This window comes from Shewanella acanthi, assembly GCF_019457475.1.
GTDB lineage: Bacteria > Pseudomonadota > Gammaproteobacteria > Enterobacterales > Shewanellaceae > Shewanella > Shewanella acanthi.
Genome location: NZ_CP080413.1, coordinates 1,804,518 through 1,829,297, shown reverse-complemented (window position 1 = coordinate 1,829,297; position 24,780 = coordinate 1,804,518). Strand labels below are relative to the sequence as shown.

18 protein-coding genes are annotated in these 24,780 nt (G+C 46.8%); 6 read left to right on the top strand and 12 right to left on the bottom strand.

Going from position 1 to position 24,780, the window contains the following annotated elements; translation table 11 throughout:
- Nucleotides 1–102 precede the first annotated feature (102 nt).
- The 3 genes from K0H61_RS08060 to nagZ form a co-directional block, all read right to left on the bottom strand.
- A complete protein-coding gene (locus K0H61_RS08060) occupies nucleotides 103–378 on the bottom strand; it encodes an acylphosphatase (protein WP_220052167.1) in 276 nt (91 codons plus the stop codon).
- Nucleotides 379–869: 491 nt separating this feature from the next.
- Nucleotides 870–1,412, bottom strand: a complete 543-nt coding sequence (gene ycfP / locus K0H61_RS08055; protein ID WP_220052166.1) for an alpha/beta hydrolase YcfP — start codon at nucleotides 1,410–1,412, stop codon at nucleotides 870–872.
- Nucleotides 1,413–1,493: 81 nt separating this feature from the next.
- Complete coding sequence (gene nagZ, locus K0H61_RS08050; protein ID WP_220052165.1) at nucleotides 1,494–2,522, bottom strand: beta-N-acetylhexosaminidase; 1,029 nt, start codon at nucleotides 2,520–2,522, stop codon at nucleotides 1,494–1,496.
- A gap of 386 nt (nucleotides 2,523–2,908) precedes the next feature.
- On the opposite strand from nagZ, the gene K0H61_RS08045 reads away from it, so the two are divergent.
- A complete protein-coding gene (locus tag K0H61_RS08045; protein WP_220052164.1) occupies nucleotides 2,909–4,285 on the top strand; it encodes an L-serine ammonia-lyase in 1,377 nt (458 codons plus the stop codon).
- 97 nt (nucleotides 4,286–4,382) lie between these two features.
- On the opposite strand, the gene fghA is transcribed toward K0H61_RS08045, so the two are convergent.
- Together fghA and K0H61_RS08035 are read right to left on the bottom strand one after the other, a co-directional pair.
- On the bottom strand, nucleotides 4,383–5,222 hold the full coding sequence (gene fghA, locus K0H61_RS08040; RefSeq protein ID WP_220052163.1) for an S-formylglutathione hydrolase: 840 nt from the start codon (nucleotides 5,220–5,222) through the stop codon (nucleotides 4,383–4,385).
- Nucleotides 5,223–5,316: 94 nt separating this feature from the next.
- On the bottom strand, nucleotides 5,317–6,456 hold the full coding sequence (locus K0H61_RS08035; RefSeq protein WP_220052162.1) for an S-(hydroxymethyl)glutathione dehydrogenase/class III alcohol dehydrogenase: 1,140 nt from the start codon (nucleotides 6,454–6,456) through the stop codon (nucleotides 5,317–5,319).
- Between the two features lie 183 nt (nucleotides 6,457–6,639).
- Here K0H61_RS08035 and K0H61_RS08030 point away from each other — a divergent pair, with 183 nt between their 5' ends.
- Entirely contained in the window at nucleotides 6,640–7,518 is an 879-nt protein-coding gene (locus K0H61_RS08030) for a LysR substrate-binding domain-containing protein (protein WP_220052161.1), read from the top strand.
- Nucleotides 7,519–7,563: 45 nt separating this feature from the next.
- On the opposite strand, the gene K0H61_RS08025 is transcribed toward K0H61_RS08030, so the two are convergent.
- Complete coding sequence (locus K0H61_RS08025; RefSeq protein WP_220052160.1) at nucleotides 7,564–8,853, bottom strand: NAD(P)/FAD-dependent oxidoreductase; 1,290 nt, start codon at nucleotides 8,851–8,853, stop codon at nucleotides 7,564–7,566.
- 370 nt (nucleotides 8,854–9,223) lie between these two features.
- On the opposite strand from K0H61_RS08025, the gene K0H61_RS08020 reads away from it, so the two are divergent.
- On the top strand, nucleotides 9,224–9,859 hold the full coding sequence (locus K0H61_RS08020; protein ID WP_220052159.1) for a DUF938 domain-containing protein: 636 nt from the start codon (nucleotides 9,224–9,226) through the stop codon (nucleotides 9,857–9,859).
- Between the two features lie 580 nt (nucleotides 9,860–10,439).
- Here K0H61_RS08020 and K0H61_RS08015 read toward each other — a convergent pair.
- Both K0H61_RS08015 and K0H61_RS08010 read right to left on the bottom strand, forming a co-directional pair.
- Nucleotides 10,440–11,024 (bottom strand): NADPH-dependent FMN reductase, encoded by a 585-nt coding sequence (locus K0H61_RS08015; protein WP_220052158.1) that lies wholly within the window; start codon nucleotides 11,022–11,024, stop codon nucleotides 10,440–10,442.
- A 254-nt stretch (nucleotides 11,025–11,278) separates the two neighbouring features.
- A complete protein-coding gene (locus tag K0H61_RS08010) occupies nucleotides 11,279–12,322 on the bottom strand; it encodes an isoaspartyl peptidase/L-asparaginase family protein (protein ID WP_220052157.1) in 1,044 nt (347 codons plus the stop codon).
- Nucleotides 12,323–12,442: 120 nt separating this feature from the next.
- Between K0H61_RS08010 and K0H61_RS08005 the strand changes: the two genes are divergently transcribed.
- Both K0H61_RS08005 and K0H61_RS08000 read left to right on the top strand, forming a co-directional pair.
- On the top strand, nucleotides 12,443–14,296 hold the full coding sequence (locus K0H61_RS08005) for an autotransporter assembly complex protein TamA (protein ID WP_434086606.1): 1,854 nt from the start codon (nucleotides 12,443–12,445) through the stop codon (nucleotides 14,294–14,296).
- Nucleotides 14,293–18,903, top strand: a complete 4,611-nt coding sequence (locus K0H61_RS08000) for a translocation/assembly module TamB domain-containing protein (RefSeq protein WP_258406030.1) — start codon at nucleotides 14,293–14,295, stop codon at nucleotides 18,901–18,903. The genes K0H61_RS08005 and K0H61_RS08000 overlap by 4 nt, the downstream gene beginning before the upstream one ends.
- A gap of 106 nt (nucleotides 18,904–19,009) precedes the next feature.
- On the opposite strand, the gene rplY is transcribed toward K0H61_RS08000, so the two are convergent.
- A complete protein-coding gene (gene rplY, locus K0H61_RS07995; protein WP_220052155.1) occupies nucleotides 19,010–19,297 on the bottom strand; it encodes a 50S ribosomal protein L25 in 288 nt (95 codons plus the stop codon).
- A 286-nt stretch (nucleotides 19,298–19,583) separates the two neighbouring features.
- Between rplY and K0H61_RS07990 the strand changes: the two genes are divergently transcribed.
- Nucleotides 19,584–20,027, top strand: a complete 444-nt coding sequence (locus tag K0H61_RS07990) for a hypothetical protein (protein WP_220052154.1) — start codon at nucleotides 19,584–19,586, stop codon at nucleotides 20,025–20,027.
- On the opposite strand, the gene mepK is transcribed toward K0H61_RS07990, so the two are convergent.
- From mepK to mdoH, 3 genes are all read right to left on the bottom strand, one after another.
- Nucleotides 19,978–20,526: a peptidoglycan L,D-endopeptidase MepK gene (mepK, locus tag K0H61_RS07985; RefSeq protein ID WP_220052153.1), complete on the bottom strand. Its 549-nt coding sequence runs from the start codon at nucleotides 20,524–20,526 to the stop codon at nucleotides 19,978–19,980. The two genes, K0H61_RS07990 and mepK, sit on opposite strands and share 50 nt — an antisense overlap.
- Nucleotides 20,527–20,649: 123 nt before the next feature.
- Nucleotides 20,650–22,296: a L,D-transpeptidase family protein gene (locus K0H61_RS07980; protein ID WP_258406029.1), complete on the bottom strand. Its 1,647-nt coding sequence runs from the start codon at nucleotides 22,294–22,296 to the stop codon at nucleotides 20,650–20,652.
- 288 nt (nucleotides 22,297–22,584) lie between these two features.
- Complete coding sequence (gene mdoH, locus K0H61_RS07975; protein ID WP_220052152.1) at nucleotides 22,585–24,768, bottom strand: glucans biosynthesis glucosyltransferase MdoH; 2,184 nt, start codon at nucleotides 24,766–24,768, stop codon at nucleotides 22,585–22,587.
- Nucleotides 24,769–24,780: the final 12 nt, after the last annotated feature.

Sequence of the window (24,780 nt, the reverse complement as noted above, 5' to 3'; positions counted from 1 at the left end):
GCCATTTGATAGGGATAAGCGACGGCTAACGCAAGAGTCTAATCCATCAATTCATATCGGACTCGAATGACCAATCCTAAGACTTCTGAAATGACACTATCCCTAGGATTGCATAATCGAGAAATCCAAATAGATATCATCCCCTAAGTCCTCACCCACTTCGACACTCAGCCCCTCGGTTACAGGCACGCCAACGTGGCACCATGCAATCAAACTATCGACTACCTGACTACTGCCTTGAGCCAGAATTTCAACACTGCCATCACTGCAATTAGTCACATAGCCAGTAAGTCCTAGGGCTCTAGCTTTTGTCATCACAGTGTGTCGGCAACCAACCCCTTGGACCTTTCCTTTAAGTGTTATCAGCGCTCGTTTCATTTGCTGCCCCCAAGCCAAACATGAGATAAGCATAGTCCGAATTTCGACTGTTATGGCAAAGGGATATGTTTAAGCCATTGGTGAATAGAAGGGATTTGGTGCGTTAGTACTTATCGTCAGGAATTAAAATGAGGAAAAAAAGACAGCTAACAATAACGCAGTTAGCTGTGTCAATCGACATACGCAAAAGGTCGTCCAAGTGGACAGTATGGCATTACAAATATGTAGCATTTTGTAGCAAGGCTACGGGGCGGTACTTTACAGCAAAATTTGATAATTTCAAGTCGAGAAAGCCAATTGCCGTAAACTTAATCTCAATTTCATACTCACACATCTGAATTATTACAAATCAACAACTTAAACAGTTTTCTGTGCGGTATTGGCAAATTTTAACTCCCCAAAACGCTTAATGATTTACTTAGGAGTGTTGGTTAAAATAAAAACGACAAAAAGCCGCCATGAAGGCGACGACATATTAATAAGCTCGATGTTTAACGATTTGACTTAAAAGCTTTTATCTTGGGCAGGTAAGTCCCAAGTTGAGGAAATTTATGGGGCTGGGTTTCATCCCATTCAATGTCGTAATAGTGACAAAGCTCCGCTGCAGTTTGCACATTGTCTAGCACTTCATCCTGACGGGATAAAATGCAAAGTGCCTTGTGGCTATTCTTAAGCCTAAATTCGGTCACACACTTACTGGCAATGTCAGTGTATTCCTCGGGGCGGTCAATCTTGCCCTCCATATTGGCTTCAGGGTGCAAATTAGGGTTAATCAGTACCGACTTTAAGCCGTTAAGAAATCCAATGCGCTCTGCCCAGTAGGCACCTAAGCCCACGCCAACCATCAAAGGAGCTGGGTCATCGGTAAATTGCATCTGCTTGGCGACTTCCTTAAGCAGATGCTGCATATCGTGTTTGGGATGAAGGGTGCTGTAACTAATGAGCCGTACATCGGGGTCGATGAAGGCCAATTGGCGCATTTTTTCATGATTGCCAGGGCTAGTTGCATCAAAACCGTGGAGATAGAAAATCATCGTCATCCCTTTTACATGTTACTTAACACGCCAAGTTAAGACTAACCCTAGCAAAATTTATTTGTTATGCTCTGCGCTGCATCAAATTTTTGCGTGCTGAGCGAGATTAATTTGCTCAGCAAGTTGTTTGGCATTTTCCCATCGGACACCGTTTTCAAGGGCTAACGCGGTTTGGCCTACATTAGGTTTTAACAGACTCGCGGGATACTTTGGCGCAGTTGTTGGCCACTCAAAACCATTGAGTAAGGTCATTACGCCCGGATTATCGTTACAGACTAAAATCATGTCGCAGCCCGCATCCAAGGCAGCTTTCGCGCGGCCTAAATAATCCCCAGCAAAGGTTGCTCCTTTCATGCCAAGATCGTCGGAGAAAATCACGCCTTTGAACCCCATTTCTTGGCGCAAAATGCGTTGCAGCCAGTAGGCTGAAAATCCTGCGGGATTTGCATCAAGCTTTGGATAAATCACATGGGCGGGCATAATACCCGTCAACTTGCCCTTCGCAATCAGCGCCTTAAAGGGGAGGATATCCTGATTAAATATCGCCTCGCCCTCACGCTCATCGATAGGTTGCGCGATATGGGAATCGGCCTCGACACTGCCATGGCCTGGGAAATGTTTACCGACCGCACCCATCCCCGCCTCAGCCATGCCATCAATAAAACTGCTCGCTAGGGCGATTACCTCATCGGGTTTGGCGCTAAAGCTTCGCTTGCCAATCACTTGGCTCACGCCATTTAAATCCAGTACTGGGGCAAAACTTAAATCGATGTCACAGGCTAAGAGCTCGATAGCCATTAAAAAACCGAGTTCTCGTGCCCAACGCTTAGCGAGGGAAATGTCGCCCTTGGCTGCGGGAAGAATATCGCCCATGGCTGGGATATGGGTAAAACCGTCACGGAAACGCTGCACCCGACCGCCTTCATGATCGACGGCAATGAGTATTTCAGGGCGAATACTGCGAATTTGTTTGACTAAATTAACTAATTGCTCGCGACTCGTGAAGTTACGGGAAAACAGGATGAGACCGCCCACCTGAGGATGGCGCAACATCTCGACTTCGGCCCCATTGACCTCAACTGACAATAAGTCCAACATTAAATAGCTCATAATTTTCCCTAATAATTCTTATTCATAGCCAAAAAATAACCAGCGAAGTTTCGATATCCCAGCTTTGCTAACATCGCAAATTTCGCCCACTTTCGCTATCTCAGTTCGATTAAATTCAGATTATCTGCCGATAAAAGCGCCATCAACACCGACCCACTTAAGTTGTGCTTATCCGAAGTCAGTTAAATCAAAAAAACTAATGTGAATCTTGATGCCGTTCTATGGGATACTGACATAAAGTGTATCACACAAGCCTTTTTTGCGAGTTGTTGGGCTGTAGTTTGCCAGTGTTTTATGACGAAATACCATTGCTTTTACTGCCAACTTCCCCACCTCTCCATGCACCCATACTAAAATAAAAATCAAGACATAACAGGACCTCAATCATGATTAGCGTATTTGATATGTTCAAGATAGGCATTGGCCCATCAAGTTCACATACCGTTGGCCCAATGAAAGCGGGCAAAATCTTTATGCAGCACCTGACTGATACGGGCATGATTACGAAGGTGGATGAATTACGCTCAGAGCTATTTGGCTCGCTAGGTCAAACAGGTAAAGGCCACGGCACTGGCAAAGCCGTTATCCTAGGACTCATGGGGGAAGACCCAGAAACGGTCGATACCGACAGCATAGACGGCATTTTAGATCGCGTTTCTAAGCAAGAAACCCTTAGCCTAAACTGCGGTAAAGTCGTGAAATTTACCCGTGAAGACGGCATTACCTACCACAGACGTAAAACCCTGCCTGCCCACGCTAATGCGATGACGCTTTACGCCTATGCCAACGGCGAATGTATTTACGAGCGCACTTATTATTCTGTCGGCGGCGGTTTTATCTTAGATGAAGACGAAATCCACCAGCGCAATGCCTCACCCGCCTCACATATTAAATCGGCACCATTTGATTTCGACAGCAGCGCCCATTTATTGGAACTTTGCACCGAGCACGGCTTAAGCATTTCATCATTGATGATGGCTAACGAACTAAGCCTTGCCAGCGAAGAAGAAGTCAAAGCTAAGCTTTGGAATATCTGGCAAACCATGAAAACCTGTATCGAACGTGGTTATCAGAAAGAAGGTATTTTGCCTGGCGGTCTAAAACTACGTCGCCGCGCCCCTGCGCTTTACCGTCGCCTAAAGGCCGAGGGTCGCAATAACGTCGACCCCTTAACCGCAATGGATTGGGTGGATTTATTCGCGCTATCGGTCAATGAGCAAAATGCCGCGGGCGATCGCGTGGTAACAGCGCCAACCAACGGCGCGGCGGGCATTATCCCTGCAGTTTTGTGTTACTACGATACCTTTGTGCAGGAAGTCGATATTGATGTCTGCGCTCGTTACCTGTTAACCGCTGCCGCTATCGGTATTTTATATAAGAAAAATGCCTCGATTTCGGGCGCAGAAGTGGGCTGTCAGGGTGAAGTCGGGGTTGCCTGCTCGATGGCGGCTGGCGCGCTCACAGAAATTATGGGCGGCACAGTCGAGCACGTTGAAAACGCGGCCGAAATCGGTATGGAACACAACCTAGGCTTAACCTGCGATCCGGTGGGCGGTCTAGTGCAAGTGCCTTGTATCGAACGTAACGCCATGGGCGCCATCAAGGCGATTAACGCCTCTCGCATGGCGCTTCGCGGTGACGGTAACCACAAGGTATCATTGGATAAAGTCATCAAGACCATGATGGATACAGGCAGAGATATGCGCAGCAAATACAAAGAAACCGCCAAAGGTGGTCTCGCGGTAAATATCGTAGAATGTTAATCCCTTAACGCCGCAATCTAGACAACAAAATGCCGCACTTTGTATTGATCAAAGCGCGGCATTTCTATCTCTCTAGCACTGACTTAACGCCTTAAGACTACTTGAAATACAGGCTATGGAATTTCAAATGATCTTCAATAAAGCTGGCGATAAAGTAGTAACTATGGTCGTACCCAGGTTGCATTCGTAAATCGAGTGGATAACCCGAACTCTCCGCGATTTGGGTTAAGGATTGCGGCATCAACTGACTATCTAAAAAGCTATCGGCATCGCCTTGGTCAACCAAAATCGGCAATTGGGTAACCGCTAACTTAAGCAGCTCACTCGCATCGTATTGACGCCAATGCTCACGATTTTCACCCAAATATTCGGTAAAGGCTTTAATGCCCCAAGGCGCATTGCTCGGGTTGCTAATCGGGCTGAAGGCCGAAATGGAGCTGTAGCTATGTGGATTGGTTAAACCAATCACCAATGCACCGTGGCCGCCCATCGAATGGCCCGAAATGGCGCGCTGGCTGGTCACAGGGAAGTTTGCTTCAATTAAATCCGGCAATTCGTGTACCACATAGTCATACATCCGATAATGCTGACTCCAAGGTGCACGGGTGGCATTTAAATAAAAGCCTGCGCCTAAGCCTAAGTCATAGGCATTATCCGGCGCATCACTCACCCCGTCACCCCTTGGGCTAGTGTCAGGCGCCACAATCGCCATGCCGAGCTCAGCCGCCATACGCTGGGCGCCAGCTTTTTGCATAAAGTTTTCATCGGTACAGGTTAAGCCCGACAACCAATAGAGCACTGGCACGGGCTTATTCACGGCCTCGGGCGGCAAATAGATCGCAAAGCGCATCTCACAGTTCAGTACCTGTGAATGGTGACGATATTGCTTGTGCCAGCCACCAAAGCTCTTGTTACAACTGATATTTTCTATGGTCATACAAGTCCCTTTTGGCAAATATCCTAAAGCTCAATTAGCTTTTAAGCACTAAGATATAAAACCCCAAGGGCGACACCTTGGGGCTGAATGGCCATTACTTATCGAAATGGATAACGCTGCGGATACTCTTACCTTCGTGCATTAAATCGAAGGCTTCGTTCACTTGCTCGAGCGCCATAGTGTGGGTAATGAAGTCATCTAACTTAAATTCACCCGCGAGGTACTGCTCAACGATTTGAGGTAATTGCGAGCGTCCTTTTACGCCGCCAAAGGCTGAACCGCGCCATACACGGCCAGTAACGAGTTGGAACGGACGGGTAGAGATTTCTTGGCCAGCGCCTGCGACACCGATGATAACCGACTCGCCCCAACCCTTGTGGCAGCACTCTAGGGCGCTACGCATCACGTTGACATTACCGATACACTCGAAGGAGTAATCCACGCCGCCATCGGTCATTTCAACAATTACGTCTTGGATTGGCTTATCGAAGCTGTTTGGATTGATACAATCGGTCGCGCCGAGTTTTCGGGCTAATTCGAATTTAGACTCGTTGATATCAATAGCAATGATACGGCTCGCCTTGGCCATAGTGGCACCGATAATGGCCGACAGACCAATACCACCGAGACCAAAAATCGCCACGGTTGCGCCTTCTTCCACTTTGGCGGTATTCATCACCGCGCCCATGCCGGTAGTCACACCACAGCCCAGTAGACAGATTTCTTCTAATGGCGCGCTCTTATTGACCTTAGCCAATGAAATCTCAGGTAATACTGTGTACTCAGAGAAAGTCGAGCAGCCCATGTAATGGAAGATTGGCTTACCGTCTAAATAGAAACGGGTGGTGCCGTCTGGCATTAAGCCTTTGCCTTGGGTCGCACGGATTTTTTGGCACAGGTTAGTTTTACCCGATAAACAGAATTTACACTCGCCACATTCTGGGGTGTAAAGTGGGATCACGTGATCGCCCACCTGCACGCTGGTCACGCCCTCACCCACTTGCTCAACGATACCGCCACCCTCGTGGCCTAAAATCGCCGGGAATACACCTTCAGGATCATCACCGCTTAAGGTAAAAGCATCGGTATGGCAAACACCGGTTGCCACGATGCGTACTAACACTTCACCCGCTTTCGGCAGCATCACATCCACTTCTTCAATCTTAAGTGGTTGACCCGGTCCCCAGGCCACTGCGGCCTTCGATTTAATAAACTGTGGTTTTTCGTTCGACATACTTGTCATTCCTTTTAACGTGTTGCGTGATTACGCCATCGCTTTTTGCTAAGAGATTTTTGCAAAGAAACTTAGCCACAATAACCCAAACATAACTTGGGCGGTGGAATTGATAAATTGTATTTGTTCCTCAATGATTAATAATCTACCATTTTGACAATTCATTTTTACTGAGTAGCAATAATGTATTTATGGGATGGCATTTCTGAATTTGTTGCCGTGGCCGAACTCGAAAACTTTACCCTCGCTTCCCAGCGATTAAACGTCTCTACCGCCCATGTGAGCCGTCAAATCGGCGCCCTTGAGAATCGCCTCGGCACTAAGCTCTTTTACCGCACCACCCGCAAGGTGTCACTCACAGAAGAAGGTGCGATTTATTATAGACACTGCCGCCAATTACAAACGGGATTAGAAGAAGCCGAGCGTGCCATTTCCGATTTAAAGAACTCTCCCCAAGGCCTCGTTAAGCTTACGGCGCCCGTGGCCTACGGTGAAAAGTTTGTGATGCCGCTACTGAATGATTTTATGGTGCAATATCCAAGCGTTGAGTTCAGTGTCGATTTAACCAATCGAACCTTAGATCTGGTTGAGGGCGGATACGATCTCGCCATTCGTCTCGGTAAATTGGCCGACTCAAGTCTTATGGCGAAACCCTTAAGTAGCCGCACCCACTATGTTGCCGCCTCGGCAAGCTATGTTGAAAAATACGGCGAGCCACATACCTTATCGGAACTGAGCCAACATAATTGCCTGATCGGGAATCACAATTACTGGCGCTTTATTGAAAACGGTCGCGAGCGCAATATAAAAGTGCGCGGCAACCTAATTTGTAACAGCGGTTACGCCCTGCGCGATGCCGCATTAAAGGGCATCGGCATAGTGCAGTTGCCGGATTATTACATTGAGGAGGATATTAAGGCGGGAAGACTCATCTCTTTTCTTGATGCCCACCGTGAGTCTAAAGAAGGGATTTGGGCGGTCTATCCACAAAACCGCCATTTGAGTGCCAAAATCCGCGTCTTGGTCGATTACCTTGCAGAAAAACTTATAGAAGAGAAATAGCCAAGCTTTCAACCGCTGAGTTTTCTACTCACTTATTGCACTGAATTAGCGCCAGTTTTCTCGTAGCGTGTAATACAGCATACCGAGTGCCAGCGCCTGATTTCCGAACCATTCATTCAGCGGAATACGGATATGGCGCATGGCCGCAAACAGATCAAATTCATGCAGCTGACCATCAATTGCCTTAGCCATGATCTCCGCCATAATATGCGAGGTCGCCACCCCATGGCCGGAATAACCTTGGCAATAAAAGACGTTAGGTGAAATCTTACCCAGCTGCGGAATACGGTTAATCACAATCCCCGCTATACCTGCCCAGGCAAATTCAATATCAACACCTTTTAATTGCGGGAAGGTGCGCTCTATAGAGGGGCGAAGTTCTGCCGCAACGTTTTTAGGATCGCGACCACTGTAGTTAGTGCCGCCACCAAACATGAGTCGTTTATCGGCGGTGAGGCGATAGTAATCCAATACAAAACGGCAATCGTACACCGCTAAATCCTGTGGATTAATTTGTAGTGCGATTTCATCGGGCAATTTTGCCGTGGCGCAATTGCCAAGGGATGCGGAAAATAACATGCCGCGTAATTTTGGTCTACCCAGTTTATGGTAAGCATTACCCGCAATCAGCACGCTGTTTGCGGTCACGCTGCCCTTGGCGGTCATCACTTTTGCCCGCTCGCCCTCTTGGATATCGAGTACCGCAGAATGCTCAAAAAGCTGAACACCGAGGGATTCAGCGGCCCTCGCCTCGCCCAGACACAGGTTCACTGAATGCAGGTGCATATTGCGCCTATTGACTAAACCGCCATGGTACAAGGGCGACCCCAAATACGCGCCCATGTCCTTAGCCTCAACTAAGGTCATGTACTCGCCCATTCCGCGGCGCTGCGCCTCCTCAAACATCGCATTCAGATCCTGCATATGATTAGGCTGATAGGCGGTTTGGATATGGCCAAACTTGAGATCGCAGTCAATACAGTACTTTTCAACCCGATTTTTAATAATATCGTGGCCGCGCCAGCGTAAATTCCACACATAGTCTTCAGCATCATTGCCTAAATGGCGGCGCAATTGTTTGGTCATGGCAACATCGCCGGAAAGACTGCCCGTGACTTGGCCGCCATTGCGACCCGTTGCGCCCCAAGCAATCTTATTCGCTTCAAGGAGCGCCACGCTATAACCCTTTTCGGCAAGCTCTAGCGCCGTTGCCACACCAGTAAATCCACCGCCTATTACGACAATATCGACACGAATGTCATCCTCAAGGGTGGGATAGTTGGATTCTTGGTTGATTGTGGCGTTGTAATAGGAGGCGCAGCGCAGAGCCGACATAGGCAATCCTTTTGAAAACATAGCTCATTTGATAACCCATTCAATCGAATACGTTTTCGCAAATGATATGTTTGATATATTTTACAAATGTTCAGAATTTGTGAGTATAACGAAGTTACTTATAAGGTCAACTCTTGCCGTCGCGCTGCGTCCGAATAAGAGTAAGGCTGTTAACAATTCAAGCTGGGTCAATTGCGCCGATGGGGAGATGTTGGTGGTTAACCGAAACAAGTTACTATTCATGTCTCAATGGGATATTCTAACAAAAGTCTACTTAGCTTTAGATATTGCTAAAATTTGAACAATCCCATTTTTAAGTCCATCTACGTCTTTTTATCAGTTTTTCTATAAGAGATTAAACACGACCGCTATGACCCATTCTGCACATCCTTCGATAGAACTCCCCTTTTCCCAAGCCTGTGAAAATAACAAAGGCCCGATCCTTGATGTGTTGTTGCAGGCGTTTAGTCAATCACAGCATGTACTTGAAATCGGCAGTGGCACTGCGCAGCATGCAGTGCATTTCGCCCGTCACTTACCCCATGTATTGTGGCAAACCAGTGATCAAACCGATTACATAGCTGGGATTATAGCGAGATGTCAGCAGGAAGGATTGGCTCTTGGGCTCGACAACCTTAGGTTACCCTTGATGCTTGATGTCACACAACCATGGCCGGTTAAAGACATTGCTAAATCAATCGATGCGGTATTTACCGCCAATACCTTGCATATCATGAGTAAAACCATGGTTGAGGCATTTTTTGACGGTCTTTCGCAACTCGATAATCTCAGTACACTGTGCATCTATGGCCCCTTCAATTATCAAGGCCAATTCACCAGCGACAGTAATCGTCAGTTCGATGCCTTTTTAAAGCTGCGCGATAGCCAAAGCGGGATTCGAGATATTGAGTGGATCATCGAGCTTGCACAGCAGCAACGACTGTCACTTAACCAAGATGTCGCAATGCCCGCGAATAACCGCGTATTGCACTTTAAAAAAGCTTAAATTTGACCATTCGAAAGTGTGTATCAATTCAATCAGATTAACATTAGAGTATTAAATCTGATACTCATCAGCGCTCAAACAGTTAAACAGCTACTTTATTGCCCTATTTGAGTAGGTTAACACTCAAATAGGGCTACCGAAGGGTCGAATGTTTAACTTTCAACGTCTCACAGCAGCGAAATACAAAGGGTATGCTAAACACGCCTTAGTTTGTCTGGCACTGTTCCAAAGCATCCATCCAAGATAAGTAAATTTTCTTACCAGATAGGCTCACATTACTGGGGAATTTGTCATTGGTGAATCTGAAAGGATATTCCATTTGATGACCAATTCATTGGAAAACTGAATGAAGGCATGGTCAGATATCGATAGCCAAACGGACAATGCCGTGGCGATTCACTTTGTCGTGAACCAAATTTAAACGACTGCCAACCGTTTATCTTGGCAGTTTAAAAAATATAAATATCCCATTTGCAATTGCTCCCCAAAAAAGCGAGCCCAGAGGCTCGCTCTACCCCATTTCGTCGTCCAGCATCAACGACGCCTTGTCCTTCTTGAATCATTTTTACTCGCGAACCGCTTAATCTGCAGAAGGAGGAATACGTGGTAATACAGTGAGTACACGAACAATAAAGGCATGTAATTCATTCATGTACTTAGTTAGGAAAGCTGCGGTATGTTCATCCGTAACCTCGCCCGTTTCGGTAATTAGGCCTGGTTTAAACTGGACGTATGCCTCTACGGTATTCATCAAAGGCGAGTTACAGAAGCACAGCACACTTCGAAGACTCTGCTGTGCCAACGCCGTACCGATTGAACCAGGCGATGTACCAATCACTCCCGAGGGCTTGGCAGTAAAGGAGTTATGTCCCCAAGGACGACTTGCCCAGTCAATAGCGTTCTTTAATCCGCCTGGAATTGAACGGTTATATTCGGGCGTGACAAACAAAATCCCATCCATCTCAGCAATGGCTTTTTTAAACGCCCGCGCAACAGGCGGAAAGTCAGCATCGTAATCAGGACTATACAGCGGTAAATCCTTAATCGGGATTTCAATCAATTCAAGATCCGGCGGTGCCAGTCTAGCCAATGCTTTTGCTAGCAAGCGGTTGATTGAATTAGAAGACAAACTTCCCACGAAATAACCGACTTTATAGGTTGCCATAGCATTTCCTCCTGAACACGCTTTGTGTTAACTAATTGGTTTAGCTGAATCGCCAAACGATCCAATCGTCATAACCCACAAAGTGTAGTTCACCCAAAAATACTTGTGTTGGCTGTTAAACTTCAAGAAAAGACGACTGAAAAGCACACGCTCAGAGAATGAATAAACACAAATGGCAGTCCAATTTGAACTGCCATTCGCTGACTGTTTAGGTGTTGCGGAGTGAAGAAGATACGTCTCTACTCTGCTGCCGCTTATTGGTCCTGCCAAATAAACACTTGGGCAGGTTCACCATTGCTGCGGGTTGCACGGTACATACCTTCAGTATTAAAGGGCGTTGCGATATTGCCCCTGTGGTCAACGGCAATCACCCCACCCGAGCCGCCAGCGGTAATTAATCGTTGATTGATAACCTCATCGGCGGCTTGGATAATGGATTTTTGTTGGTATTTGACCTTAGCACAGATATCTCCAGCCACTTGGTAGCGAATAAAGTACTCGCCATGCCCCGTTGCCGATACCGCACAGACGCCATTTTCCGCATAGGTGCCCGCACCTATCACGGGCGAATCACCAATCCGGCCAAAACGCTTAGCCGTCATGCCACCCGTGGATGTTCCCGCCGCGAGATTGCCATTTTTATCTAGGGCCACAGCGCCAACTGTGCCGAATTTATAGTCCAGATCCTTCATCTCAACTTTGGTCTCGATACCGGCGATTTGCTCGGATTTTTCGGCCGCATTGATTTTTTGGCGCGCATCTAACAATTGTTGGTAACGGGCATCCGTATCGAAATGACTGTTTGGTACTAAGCTAAAACCTTGAGTCAACGCAAATTCTTCCGCACCAGCGCCAGATAACATCACATGCTCTGACTTATTCATCACCGCCAGTGCCAAATCGATGGGATTGGCAATATGACGCACGCCCGCGACCGCACCTGCGTTCATCGTTTTGCCATCCATAATTGATGCATCGAGCTCATGTCCACCATCATAGGTATACACTGAACCCACACCGGCATTAAATAGTAGACTATTCTCTAATACATTAATGGCTGTTTGCACTGCCACTACACTATCGCCACCCTGTTCGAGTACTTTTGAGCCCTTATCGACCGCTTCTTTGAGTTTGTCTTTGTAGGCTTGACGCAGTTCTGGGGTTAAATTGGCCTTGGAAATAGTGCCTGCCCCACCGTGGATAGCAATAGCAAAGGGTTTATCATTGGCTTGAGCATTGAGTGTCATAAAAAGTGTACTCGAGAGAATTAAACTAAAGGTGGCGAATTTATTTTTCATTATTTACATCCCCTTAAACAGTAGGAGCCTTTGTAACCATTTCAATGACTAATTTCAATCATCTCCTTGCCTGTTTGAGTTTTTCTGGGGACAATGTGGTCACACTATAGGGATTATAAAGTGCATCGAATTTTGGGAATTTCGTCTGCTGTTCGACTTCATTTACTCCTTGGTCTGGGCCTCATAAGCTCAGGAGCGCTTGCCGCCGATAACTTTTTAACCGTCTCAGTTACAGGCGTGGATGAGAACCTCAAACGCAATATCATTGCCCACCTTGGCAGCTTGCCAGATTCAGAAGTGCAACGGCGGGCTTTTTTATTTAATGTCGAAGAAAACGTCAACACCGCACTGAAATCCATGGGGTATTACCACGGTGAGGTGGATGGCCAACTAAAAGAAAAAGACAAAGGTCCTTGGGAACTTAAGATTAACGTTAACCCTGGTGATCCGGTAATCATTCAGTGGGTCGATATTAATTTCTCGGGTGAGATGCTTGATGACCGCGCCTTCGATAAATGGCTGTCCGAGGTCAATATCAAGCCCGGCGATAAGCTTAATCACGGCACCTATGCCGATGTGAAGTCACAATTAGTAACTCTCGCCCTCGCCCGCGGCTATTTTGATGGGGATTACACTCAAGCACAGATAAAAATCAATCGTGATCTCAATACGGCACAAGTCAGTCTCCATTTTGACTCCGGGGCGCGCTATCACTTTGGCCAAGTGAACTTTGAGGGCCACACCCTTGAGCCGGACATTCTCGAACAACTCATCCCCTTTAAACCCGATGCGGCCTATTCTACTCGGCGCGTCAGTGCGCTCAATCGCCAACTATTAGATACGGGGTATTTTTCCAATATTAAAGTGATCCCACAAATAGATCTGGCTGAGGATGAGCAAATCCCCGTGAAGGTTGAACTAACCAATAAGGCCCGCCACTCTATAGAGTTAGGTCTTGGGGGGGATTTTGGCCAAAGCGCAAGCAATACCTTTGAGCCAAGGGTACGGGTCACATGGCGAACTCCACAAATCAATAAATACGGTCATTCGCAAGAAACCACCCTTGAATGGTCACCCGACAGGCCAAAATTTTTAACCACATATACGATCCCCATGAGTCATCCACTGAATGACCAATTAAAAATACGCTTTGGCCTTCTGCGGGATAAATACGGGGTCACTCAAATCTATGAACCCGAGGAAAGGGATTTTCGTAATACGGGTCAGCTCGAATCGACAAAGTTTTTACTCGGTGCATTGAGGCAACATGGACTTGGAAATCAATGGCTAATGACTTATTCGCTCGACGCCATTCACGAGGAATATAATCAATCCGACATCGATTACAATCCAAACTTTTTGCTCGGTGGCGTGAATTTCTCCAAAACCATTCGTGGGGATAACACCCTTGATCCTAAATCTGGCTTTAGGCAGATTTACGGTTTTGATTATGCTGATCCCTTTTTAGGATCGGAAATACGTCTTGCCCGCTTAAAAGCAAACTTTAAGTGGATTGATACCTTTTTTGATAACCATAGGCTAGTGGCTAGAATCGATTTAGCTGCTAACGTGGCCAATGAAAATGAAATTGCCTTTATTCCACCCTCATTACGCTATTTTGCAGGTGGGGATCAAAGCGTTCGGGGGTATGGTTTTCAAGAACTTGGGCCCTATTTGGACTACATAGACAACGATGGCAATACCAACCGCGAGGTCATTGGTGGACGTTACCTGATGGTCGGCAGTTTTGAGTATCAATATTATCTAACCCCCACATGGCGAGTGGCAACCTTCGTCGATGCGGGTAACGCCTTCGATAACAATCAATTTGAACCCGTTGTCTCAGTCGGTGGCGGTATTCATTGGATCTCACCAATTGGCCCGATTAAATTGGATTTAGGGGTAGGTTTGAAGGAAACCGATACTATTGAACGCTCTTGGCGCATACACATCACTATGGGGACAGAGCTATGAGTCAGCCCCCAAAAACACCAGAAAATCCAGCATCTGGCGTCACTGCAACATCTGAATCTGCTGCACAGTTGGGTTCTCCACCACAGGGCAACGATCTGAGTGAACATCAAGACGTAGAAAGCCCACCTAAGATGCTAAAACACACACTGTGGCCAGTCACCAAGTGGGTCATTAGGGTCATTGTTTACCTCCCATTAAGCCTACTGGTGCTGACGGCACTGCTACTGGGGACTGAAATTGGCGCGCGGATCAGCATCAGTTTGGCGAATAAATTTGTTCCTAACCTAGAGATAAACTACCAAGCTGGCTCATTAAATAAAGATCTTAAACTGACTAGTGCCGCCTGGTCTATGCAAGGTATTGTCGTCAAACTCGAGGGGCTGCACTTAGCTTGGCAGCCGACCTGCCTACTGCAAAAACAGTTATGCGTTAACGCGCTCGAAACCACTAAAGTGGACGTTAATATTGATACAGCGGCATTGTCGGCCAATAGCAGTCCAGACCCAACTGAAGAAGATGTAAACACTGAGTCCCAAGAACTGGTATTACCCTTTGGCATTATTTTAGATTCAGCTAATTTGAATGATATCGAAATAACCGTTGATCAAATGCGTTTTGGTGCAAATCATATTGAAACTAAAGCCAATTGGTTTGCAAAGGGCCTCACGGTAGAAACACTGACGAGTGAAGGCCTATCAGTACTCATTCCGCTAGATGAACCAAACGCTGATGCGATAGCAGCGCAGCAGAATACAAATACCGCTTCAAAGGATGTGCAGCAAAACAATCTCGACCCGACAACGGCAAATACATCAGCGCCTGCTCCAATGGAGCATCAGCTTAGTAGCCCATCATCCAACACCAGCTTAACGCCGAAGATGAGTGCTGCGGCCGATACCGCATTTGCGGATAAAAACAGTAAGCCCAAAGAGAGCCTAAAGCCACCTGTCGAAGAGAAAAACGCAACCGCTCAAGCCGCAGTGAGAGACGATGAATGGCCGCTTGCCCATCTACCCCAAGTATTGATGCCCTTTCCGGTCAGCGTTAGTGAATTTGTGCTGACAAATACCAGTATTGAGATCGGCCCACGTAAGGAGTTGATTAATCATCTCAGCCTTAAGGGCAGTTTTATTCAACATCAACTCTTAGTGGATAATTTAGCCATAGCGCACCCCGACGGACACCTTACTCTTGCGGGGAAATTAGCACTCGAAAAGGATTATCCATTATCCATAACACTGGATGCCCAGCTAAGTCAGTTAGCCGAATTACCCGATCTCAGCCAACAAAGCCTGTCGCTGACTTTATCTGACAGTCTTGGGGCACTTAGCATTAAGGCTAAAGCACAGGGTGATGCGAATTTTAACCTTGAGGGTAACATTACCTTGAAGGACCCAGAGCTCGTCTATCATCTAAACCTTAAGGATGGACGCCTTCAGTGGCCGCTGAAGGATGCAGAATACAAAATTGATAGTTTACAACTTGAGAGTCGAGGCAATCTTAAGCAGCAATCGGCCAGCATTAATGCCAATGTCACCTCCCCCTTTAACAGGGTATTGGCCCTTAATGGTGAACTTGAACATGGCAATCAAAAACTCACCTTTAAACAATTTAATGCCGAGGGCGAGCTTGGCATCATCGACGTCAAAGGGGAGCTCGATTACAGCCAAGCGATTGCGTGGAATGCCGAAGTCCTACTCGATGGCCTAAAGCTTCAGGAAATTAGCCTACCCAAATCAAATGATGCTGAGAATCAGTCAGCCACAACGGCATCCGGCAACGCAGCAAAAGCGCATTCATCGCCTCCTAAAGCCAATGCGACTCATGTTTCAAATACTGTAAATGCGAATAAAACCAACGCCACTAATACGGCTGAATTCGCAAAAGCGGCGGACACTACGTCAGTGAAAGTGGTGAGTCAGACCCAAACAGAGGAAAAGACTCAACCCCTGATGACAAATCATCCCAACTCAACCATTCCAATATCTTCATCAGACGCTATATCCAAGTCCACATCAGAGACTCAAAAACAGTTAATGGCAGACACCTCAACCACAACTGTAAAGTCCACAACTGATGCTGATAGCACCAATATCGTTTCTGCCTCGCATCAAACAACTCGCGCAGTTAATAGCACTAATAATGCAAAAGGTACAAAACCTGTTACCCCCCCTGCGGCATCAAGCGTCACAACGACTGCTGGTCTGCCCGATAGTTTAATCAGCGGTCATCTGCAGACCTCTGGTGAATACCGTGACAATCATTGGCAAGTATCACTGACCAATACCGTTTTAAGTGGCACGCTGCATGGCTATCCCTTCGACATCAGCGCCGATGTTAGTGTGAATGACAAACTCTATATTGATACCAAAGGCATTAATGCCAAGGTACTCGGCTCCACGCTCACCCTACAAGGGACAGCCAATAAAACGTGGCAAATCACAGGTGAATTAGCCGTACCCGATTTTGGACTTTGGCTGCCACAGGCTAGCGGTCAACTACAGACAAAAATCAATGTCAGTGGGGATGAAAAACATCCACAGGTCGAGGTCAACTCCAATCTTGTTGACTTCATGTATGGCAGTATCAAACTTCGCGAATCGACCCTTAAAGCCCTCTATAAGCCTCTAGATAAACATGAGTTTAGCGTTTCATTAGCATCACAGGCCCTACAACTTAGCTCACAAAGCTTAGAAACAACCAACTTGGATGCGAAAGGCAACATTGAAACTCAAAGTTTAACCTTAAATGCGACTGGGGATTTAGGACTAGATCTTAGCGTGAGTAATCAATACGACCCGATAAAAACCCTATCACAAACCCAAATAAATCGAATTAACCTCAGTACCCCTGTCGGTAAATGGTCGTTAAATAAAGACATTCTTATTGGTTGGGACCAAGCAAAGAATAAAGGCAGCATTAGTCCTTTCTGCTTAGATAATCCCAACAGTAAAATCTGTCTCGATAATTCCGTTAATCTCGGTAAAAACGGAGAGGCTCAAATCAGCTATAACGGCAGTCCCGGTAAACTGTTAATTCCTGTATTGCCGCGTAATATGAAATGGGATGGGAGTGCTGCCATGCTCGCCAATGTTGCATGGGCTGCCAGCAAGAAACCCACCGCCAAGGTGAACCTCGAATTTAGTCCGGGCAGTATCAAACTTAAACGAGCTAAACGTGAAGTCACTATTGATTATCAGCAGCTTGCATTAATGCTCGATTTAGATGCCAAACGTTTACTGACGACCATTAATTTTGAATCCGAGAATGTCGCCAGCTGGCAGTCTGAAATGACAATCAATGTAAGCCCTGATAGATCCCTCTCTGGCTATGCCAATATCAAGCAAATCAATCTGCAACCCTTGGGCGAATTCTTCCCACAAATTAATACCCTCGAGGGATTACTCACCAGCCGACTAACCTTTGCAGGTTCGCTTGAAACCCCCGAGGTGGCGGGGAATATTGATCTGACCCAAGCCGCGATAGCACTCACGGCAAACCCCACGTTAATCAATAAAATGAATATGTCGATGGTGTTAGGCGGCCAACAAGCCAGCGTGAAAGGACGTTGGATGATGGGCAATGGTATGGGCCAGATCAGTGGCGACATGCGTTGGCCTCAGGGGCTGTTCAGCGGCGAAATTGCCATTAAGGGGGACAAGTTAGCCGTTATCCAGCCGCCTTTGGCACTGCTGGATGTCTCACCGGATCTGACCATTGCCTTCAGCCAAGAACAATTGGAACTCAAAGGCACAGTCGATGTGCCTTCAGGTAACATTAAAATTGTGCAATTAGCTGAAGGCGGTGTCGCACTCTCCGAAGACGTCGTATTCGATGATTCGATTGCCGCTTCAGAACCTAAACCTAGCCCCTATGCCATTGTCGCCGATCTGAATATTAACGTCGGTAACGATCTTAAAATTGATGGCATGGGACTGAATGGAAAACTGCAAGGTACCCTCAAGCTGCAGCAGCAGGCATTTCGCCCTCCACTGCTCTTTGGTGATATCAAAGTTATGCAAGGAAGCTACAAATTTATGGGGCAAACCCTCAATATTCGCACCGGTGAAGTTCAATTCGTTGGCCCAACTTCGGTACCCAATTTAAATATTGAAGCCATTCGCGAAATCAAAAGCGAAGATTTAGTCGCAGGCGTACGTATTACCGGTACTCCGGCTCGTCCCGTTGTCACACTCTTCTCTAATCCCGCCAAGGAACAGGCAGAAATTTTATCCTATATTGTCAAAGGCAGTGGGTTTAACAGTAGCAATAACGACCAAAACAACTCCTTGATGATGGGCGCAGCCCTTGGACTGAGCTCTCAAGTCGGTGGCGGCGGGGCCATTAACAGCATCGGCAGCACTGCGACAGGGATTATCGAGGAATTTGGTTTCTCAAACGTGCAGCTCGATACCAATGACGAAGGACGCGTCGCGATTAGCGGCTACATTGGCGAAAAACTCATGGTGAAATACGGTGTAGGGGTCTTTAACCCAGGCTACGAAATGACGGTAAGATACTATCTGTTGTCACAGCTGTATCTTGAAGCCGTTAACGGCACGCTCGGCCAATCATTGGACTTATATTACAACTTTAATATTAACTAATCGCCTTATGATAGCAGCCTGAGTTAAGGATGTGGCAGACGTAACCCCTTGTTCGCCAAGTACAAAAAAAGCGCCCTCAGGCGCTTTTATGCTTCAAATACGACAATTAAGCGTAAACGAAGTCAACGTGCTCAATAATTGGCTTGAAAGCGTGACGTTGCATAGCTTGTGCACGAACACCGATTTCTTTACCATCTAAAACGATAGTCACTACAGAAGTGTAGAAATCTTCGTTAGTTTGAATGTTGATGATGTCTTTGTGATCAAAAACAATAGAAACTGGCTCTTTGCCTGCGCCGTAGATAACCGCAGGAACTTTACCTGCATGACGTAGGCGGCGGCTCGAACCTTTCCCAATTTCAGTGCGGGTTTGTGCTTGGATAGTGTAAGACATGTGTTTCTCACTTAATGTAAAGTAAATTTTGTCACCATTTTCGACCAACAGTGACTCATATAAAGCGGGCGCATACTAGCACAGTTGTTCAACACGCACAAGAACACTCCTTGGCACAAGCACTCACCTACTCTAACACTGTTTGAACACCTGAAATTAACGAGCTTTAGATCATGGGCAGTGTAGAGGCTCAGGATAAATCACCCAAAACACGCGATCCCGATCACACCTGATCAGTCTTAAGCCTGATAAGCTCTTGCCACTCTTGGACATTAGGGGCAATGATATGCGCCACGAAATGGATTTACTACTGCAAGAGATCCGACTGTCGAGTGAACTAGCGCGGGACTTAATCGCACTGATTGAAACTTCGCCCTATGAGCAAACCACGATTGAATTGAAACTCTTAGAATTATTGGCATGCGCCAAACAAAAAAATCGCAGTCTACTACTGCTTATTAAGCGATTTGGATGTGCACCTGTCGAATGCCAAACACTGAATCAGCAGCCATTTTCAACCCTACTCGATACACTCATTGATGATTGGCAACAACAAAAAGCACTGTGCAAATTGCGACAACAAATTTTGCCTAGCTTGAAGCAATACCTACAGCAGACACGTGATGTGGAGCTAACGTATTATCAGCAGCTCACACATCCTATGGACAATATTAGTGAGTCTACCAGTGGCGCACAGGGCCGCAGTCCACATGTACAAACCCTGACTTAGGGTAATAGCCTACACCGCCAAGTTTAAGTGACAGTGCAGCATCCCGCAGGGTCTTTAAATTGACACTGGGAATCGCGATGTCCATCGCCATCCCGCGCATATGATAACTTTTCTTGGCAACACCACCGCTCTTATTGGCGAGCATGGCATTAGTATGGGGTGAGCGATAACCCGATATCACATGGATCTCGTCATTGACATTCAAGCTGGTCTTTAACGCATGCAAGAGATCGAATAGACGTTTATCGATTGGCGCGGTGACATTCTGCCGATGATCCCTTAGCAAATGACTAAAATCTTGCAGCACTTCCCGCTGATATTTACCATCAATCCAATAGCTTCCATCATTATGTTCACCAGTATGGCGATTGTAGAAGCTAAGTTCGCGGATCCCTTTGGTCGAACGACTCGCCAACGCTTGACTTGGAATGATTGAACATAATGCCGCGCCACTGAGGCCTAATAACAACTGCCTACGGGCAGGACAATGTAAACTCACATCAACACCTTTTGTTCGCTTTTTGGACAACTAGAGCGCAAATTATACTGAATTGCCACCCAGATCAAGACTTAAGGACAACGTAAAATCTCAGACTGAAAAATGCACAAAAAGTTCAGAAGCTTAGGGAGTGAAGAAAATATCAGCAGACACCGAATTTGTGAACTCGGCCTCAAGTTGATAGATATCATTACGATACTGTACCTGTCCCTGTTCATCGAGCCACGCAGTGAAATAGACCAAGTGCACCGGCACCTTGTTCGACAGCGCGAACCACTGGGTTTGAGCATCATTTGACAATAATCTATCCCAAAGTCGTTTATCTATCACAAAATGGGTTTTAAACCATTGCGCTAATTCATCCACTTTCTCAACACGAATACAACCCGATGATAATGCCCTGTTCGTCTTATTAAAAAGTTTCGGTTCTGAAGTACCATGTAAATAAACGCTGTAGCTATTCTCAAAATGAAATTTAAATTTGCCTAATGCATTTTTAGGGCCGGGTCGTTGAACTAATCGATAAGGAAAACCCGATGCTGCAATACGTTGCCATTCTTCGGGAGAATGCACTACGGGTTTCCCCTCGCTATTATACATATCAAACTCACGCTCAGAGAGGTATCCGGCATCGGCCAGAATATGAGGCACGATATCGCGGCGAATAATGGAGCGAGGAACGTGCCAACGAGGGTTCATAACCACATTCGAAATGAGGCTATCAAGTATGGGGGTTGGTCTTGAGGGTTTGCCGACGATCACTTTGGAATTAAGGATAACATGGCCCTGCTCTACCAGTTGCAGTGAAAATCCGGGGATATTAATCAGCAAATAATTCCCGCTCAGTTCCAAATTTACGATTTGTTGACGCAGGGTATTTTTGGCAAGCAGCTTAGCCCGCATCATCGGCGACTGATTTAACCAATACAGGGTTTGCCGCCCAATCACACCATCGGGATCCAGGCCATGGCGCCACTGAAATGCTTCAATGGCAGCGACTAGATCATCGCTATACAAAGTATGAGTGGTATGTTGGGATAAATAACCCAACAGCTCAAGGCGAGATGCAATTTCAGGGATAAGCGGCTCATCCATACCTGGAGTGATTTTCTCATCGAGCGTTAACGTCGCCCATTGTTGGGATGTATCAAGGTTAATTAACAACTGCAATTGTTCGATGACACTGAGCATTTGCGTAGAATTCGCGCTTTCAAGCACTCTTGACTCACATTCAGACTGACTCTCTCGTGGCAAATTTATCGCCGTAGTATCATCACCAAGGCTGGTTTCATCTAATGTTGCTAAGGGATCTTTAGCCCCTTCATCACTCTCAATTTCAATACGGGATATAGTCTTAATCACGCACACTTTGGACGACGCAATATATCGCCAATAACCATCGATTTGTGCTGACATGGTTTTTAGCTCAGAAAGCTCACTCGAACCAATGCCCTGGGCTTCTATCTGCAAGAGTCGCCGATAATTGTGCTCAAAAACAGGATTCACACCGGCGAGTGCCAACAGCATAGTATGTTGTTTTAAGCGGTTAAATTGCCTTTGAGCATCACTTTGGACCATTTCTGCCGCTTGAATTGGCATCAAAAGGGTGAAACTTAACATACCGATGAGAATTAACGGAGAGAGAAATTGAACATAGTACGAGTTGACAAATTGCCAAAGGAAAACGCGGGACACAAGTCTTCGTAAACCTAGGGTTCTTAGTGCTGAAACGAGATAGTGAATGAGCAAACGATTACTCACTGGCACCATAAACTGCTCCCTGTTTGCACAAGATATCAATGCCGATGATTAACTGACTATAGTTGAAGCCACCGAGAAAAGATCACATCTCACCCATAGAAATATGCCTTAGTTGATGAGTAACGCTGTACAACCATGATTCAAAGACATGAATGGAATCTCTGCCAAGTTTTAAATTGAACGTCTTGTGATTAAAGCATCCCGACACCCGCAATAGGTCATTCGTACAAACAAAAATGCCACTGAAAAGTTCAGTGGCATTGTCAGATTAACGCAGGGCGCTAACATCCGTGCTATCTAGCAGAACGACACCAGATCCTCGGGCACAAACTGTTCGGGGAGTTTTTGCAAACTGCGCAGCATTAATGGATTTGCTAATACCAAGGCCATTTCTTGGCGATTAAACAAGGCCAGCACACTTTGCTGACATTGCGCCTCATGCACTTTAACGTGCACAATCGCCTCAACGGGGTCAATCGGTGTTCCCGCAGCGCGAAGGGGTTCTTTGTCTACTATGGCTAAGTGAAGCTCCATCAGCTCAGGATCTTTCAGCACTTGAGCCAGTGTCCAAGGCTCTGCAATATAAGACTGATAAGCGGCGCGAGCAAGCTGTGCTTGAATACAGATAGGCGCAGGATTGCGCTCCTCTGGGGTCGCCAAAATACCCAGTCGTTTAAAGACTTCACCGATTTTAATTGAACCCGTCCACGCCGAAATCGGCACAGCAAACCATAAACCAATCAGCGCAGGACTCATCCAAGCAAGCAAGGTCAATGAGTCAAGAATGGCCGCGTAACCCAGCATGAAACCCGCCAGCATATGCAAACGGTGACGGTAAATCAGGGTAAGCCAAGGCATGCTACCGTCATCACGGCGCTGGGGTGACCAACCACTGTCACGGCCCATCAGAATCGACATCACAGCACCGCAGTGAATAAACATCATGATTGGCGCAATCAATGCCGACAACAGTACTTCAAAGAGAACGCTGAAAATTGCCTTTATACGGCCACCCACACTGCGGGCAAACTTGCCGTCTTTTAGCAGCAACAGTACCCCAAAAATCTTAGGTCCAAATAACACACCCATGGTGATATAGAACAATCTTAATGCCCTATCCGAGTCCATGATTGGCCAAGTTGGGAATAGCGAAAACTGATCGGTAAAATATTCAGGACGAATAAAGTGCGCCTGCAATGCAAGCATCAAACCGGTCAAAATCAGCAGCAACCAGAACGGCGAAGACAGATAAGCCATAATGCCTGTCATCAAATGCAGACGACTCACCCAATGCAAACCTTTGGTTGGCAGAATACGGGAATGCTGCAAGTTACCCTGACACCAACGGCGATCGCGTACCGCAAGGTCGATAATCGAAGGCGGACATTCCTCATAGGAACCAGGTAAATCGTAGGCAATCACCACACTCCAACCCGCACGGCGAATAAGCGCCGCTTCCACAAAATCATGGCTTAGAATATGCCCACCAAATGGCGGTTTACCCTTTAGGTGTGGTAGACCCGCCGCGCCCATAAAGGCTTCGGTACGAATAATGGCGTTATGGCCCCAGAAGTTACCTTCTTTTTGTACCCACCAACCTAGACCAGTACCGATCACAGGGCCATAAATTCGCGCGGCAAATTGCTGCAGACGCGCCATCAGAGTGGTGCCATTGATCAAGGATGGGATGGTCTGGATAAGACCCGCATCGGGATCGGCCTGCATACGTTGGGCAAGACCTGTAATGGTCGATGATTCCATTAAACTGTCGGCATCGAGCACCAGTAAATGATCGTAACGCGAACCCCAGCGGCGACAGAAGTCGGCCACGTTACCTGCCTTACGGGCGACGTTTTTACGGCGACGACGGTAGTAAACCCGCGAATGCTTATGGGTTTCCTGACGCAGTCTTAAAAAGGCCTGCTCTTCAAGCAACGCAATGTCAGGATCGGTCGTATCGCTTAGGATAAACCAGTCAAACGCATGACCATGGCCCGTTTGTGACAGCGCTTCCGCCATCACAGACACCGCCGAGAACACCCTGTCCGGAGATTCGTTATAAGTCGGCATTAAAATCGCCGTGCGCGTATGCAGCTCAGTCGCAGCTAACTCGTTAGGCCTAGGCTTTTTTAGCAAAATTAAAAAGCCTGCAATACCGCTGCAAAATGCTAAGGCAATCCAACAAAAGTTGATGGCAAACAGCGCAAGCATCAGGTATTCCAGTGGCGTGATGCCTCCGATACTGAATACTGCGGCCATCTCGTAAATCGCAAAGGCTGACAACAAAAAAGCGCCGCCAACAACAAAGAAGCGTCGAATCGCCTTTGAACGAACGCCATTAGCAACAGTGCTGCGACGGGGAAAACCTTCAGGCATTTTGCTTAGGCTTTGCGGCTCCATCGCGCCAGGCCGTTCATTCGGCATGGCGCTGCCACCGACGAGGACTTCAGTCTCGAGTACTGAATTCTCGGAAACAGTCATATTCAATTGCTC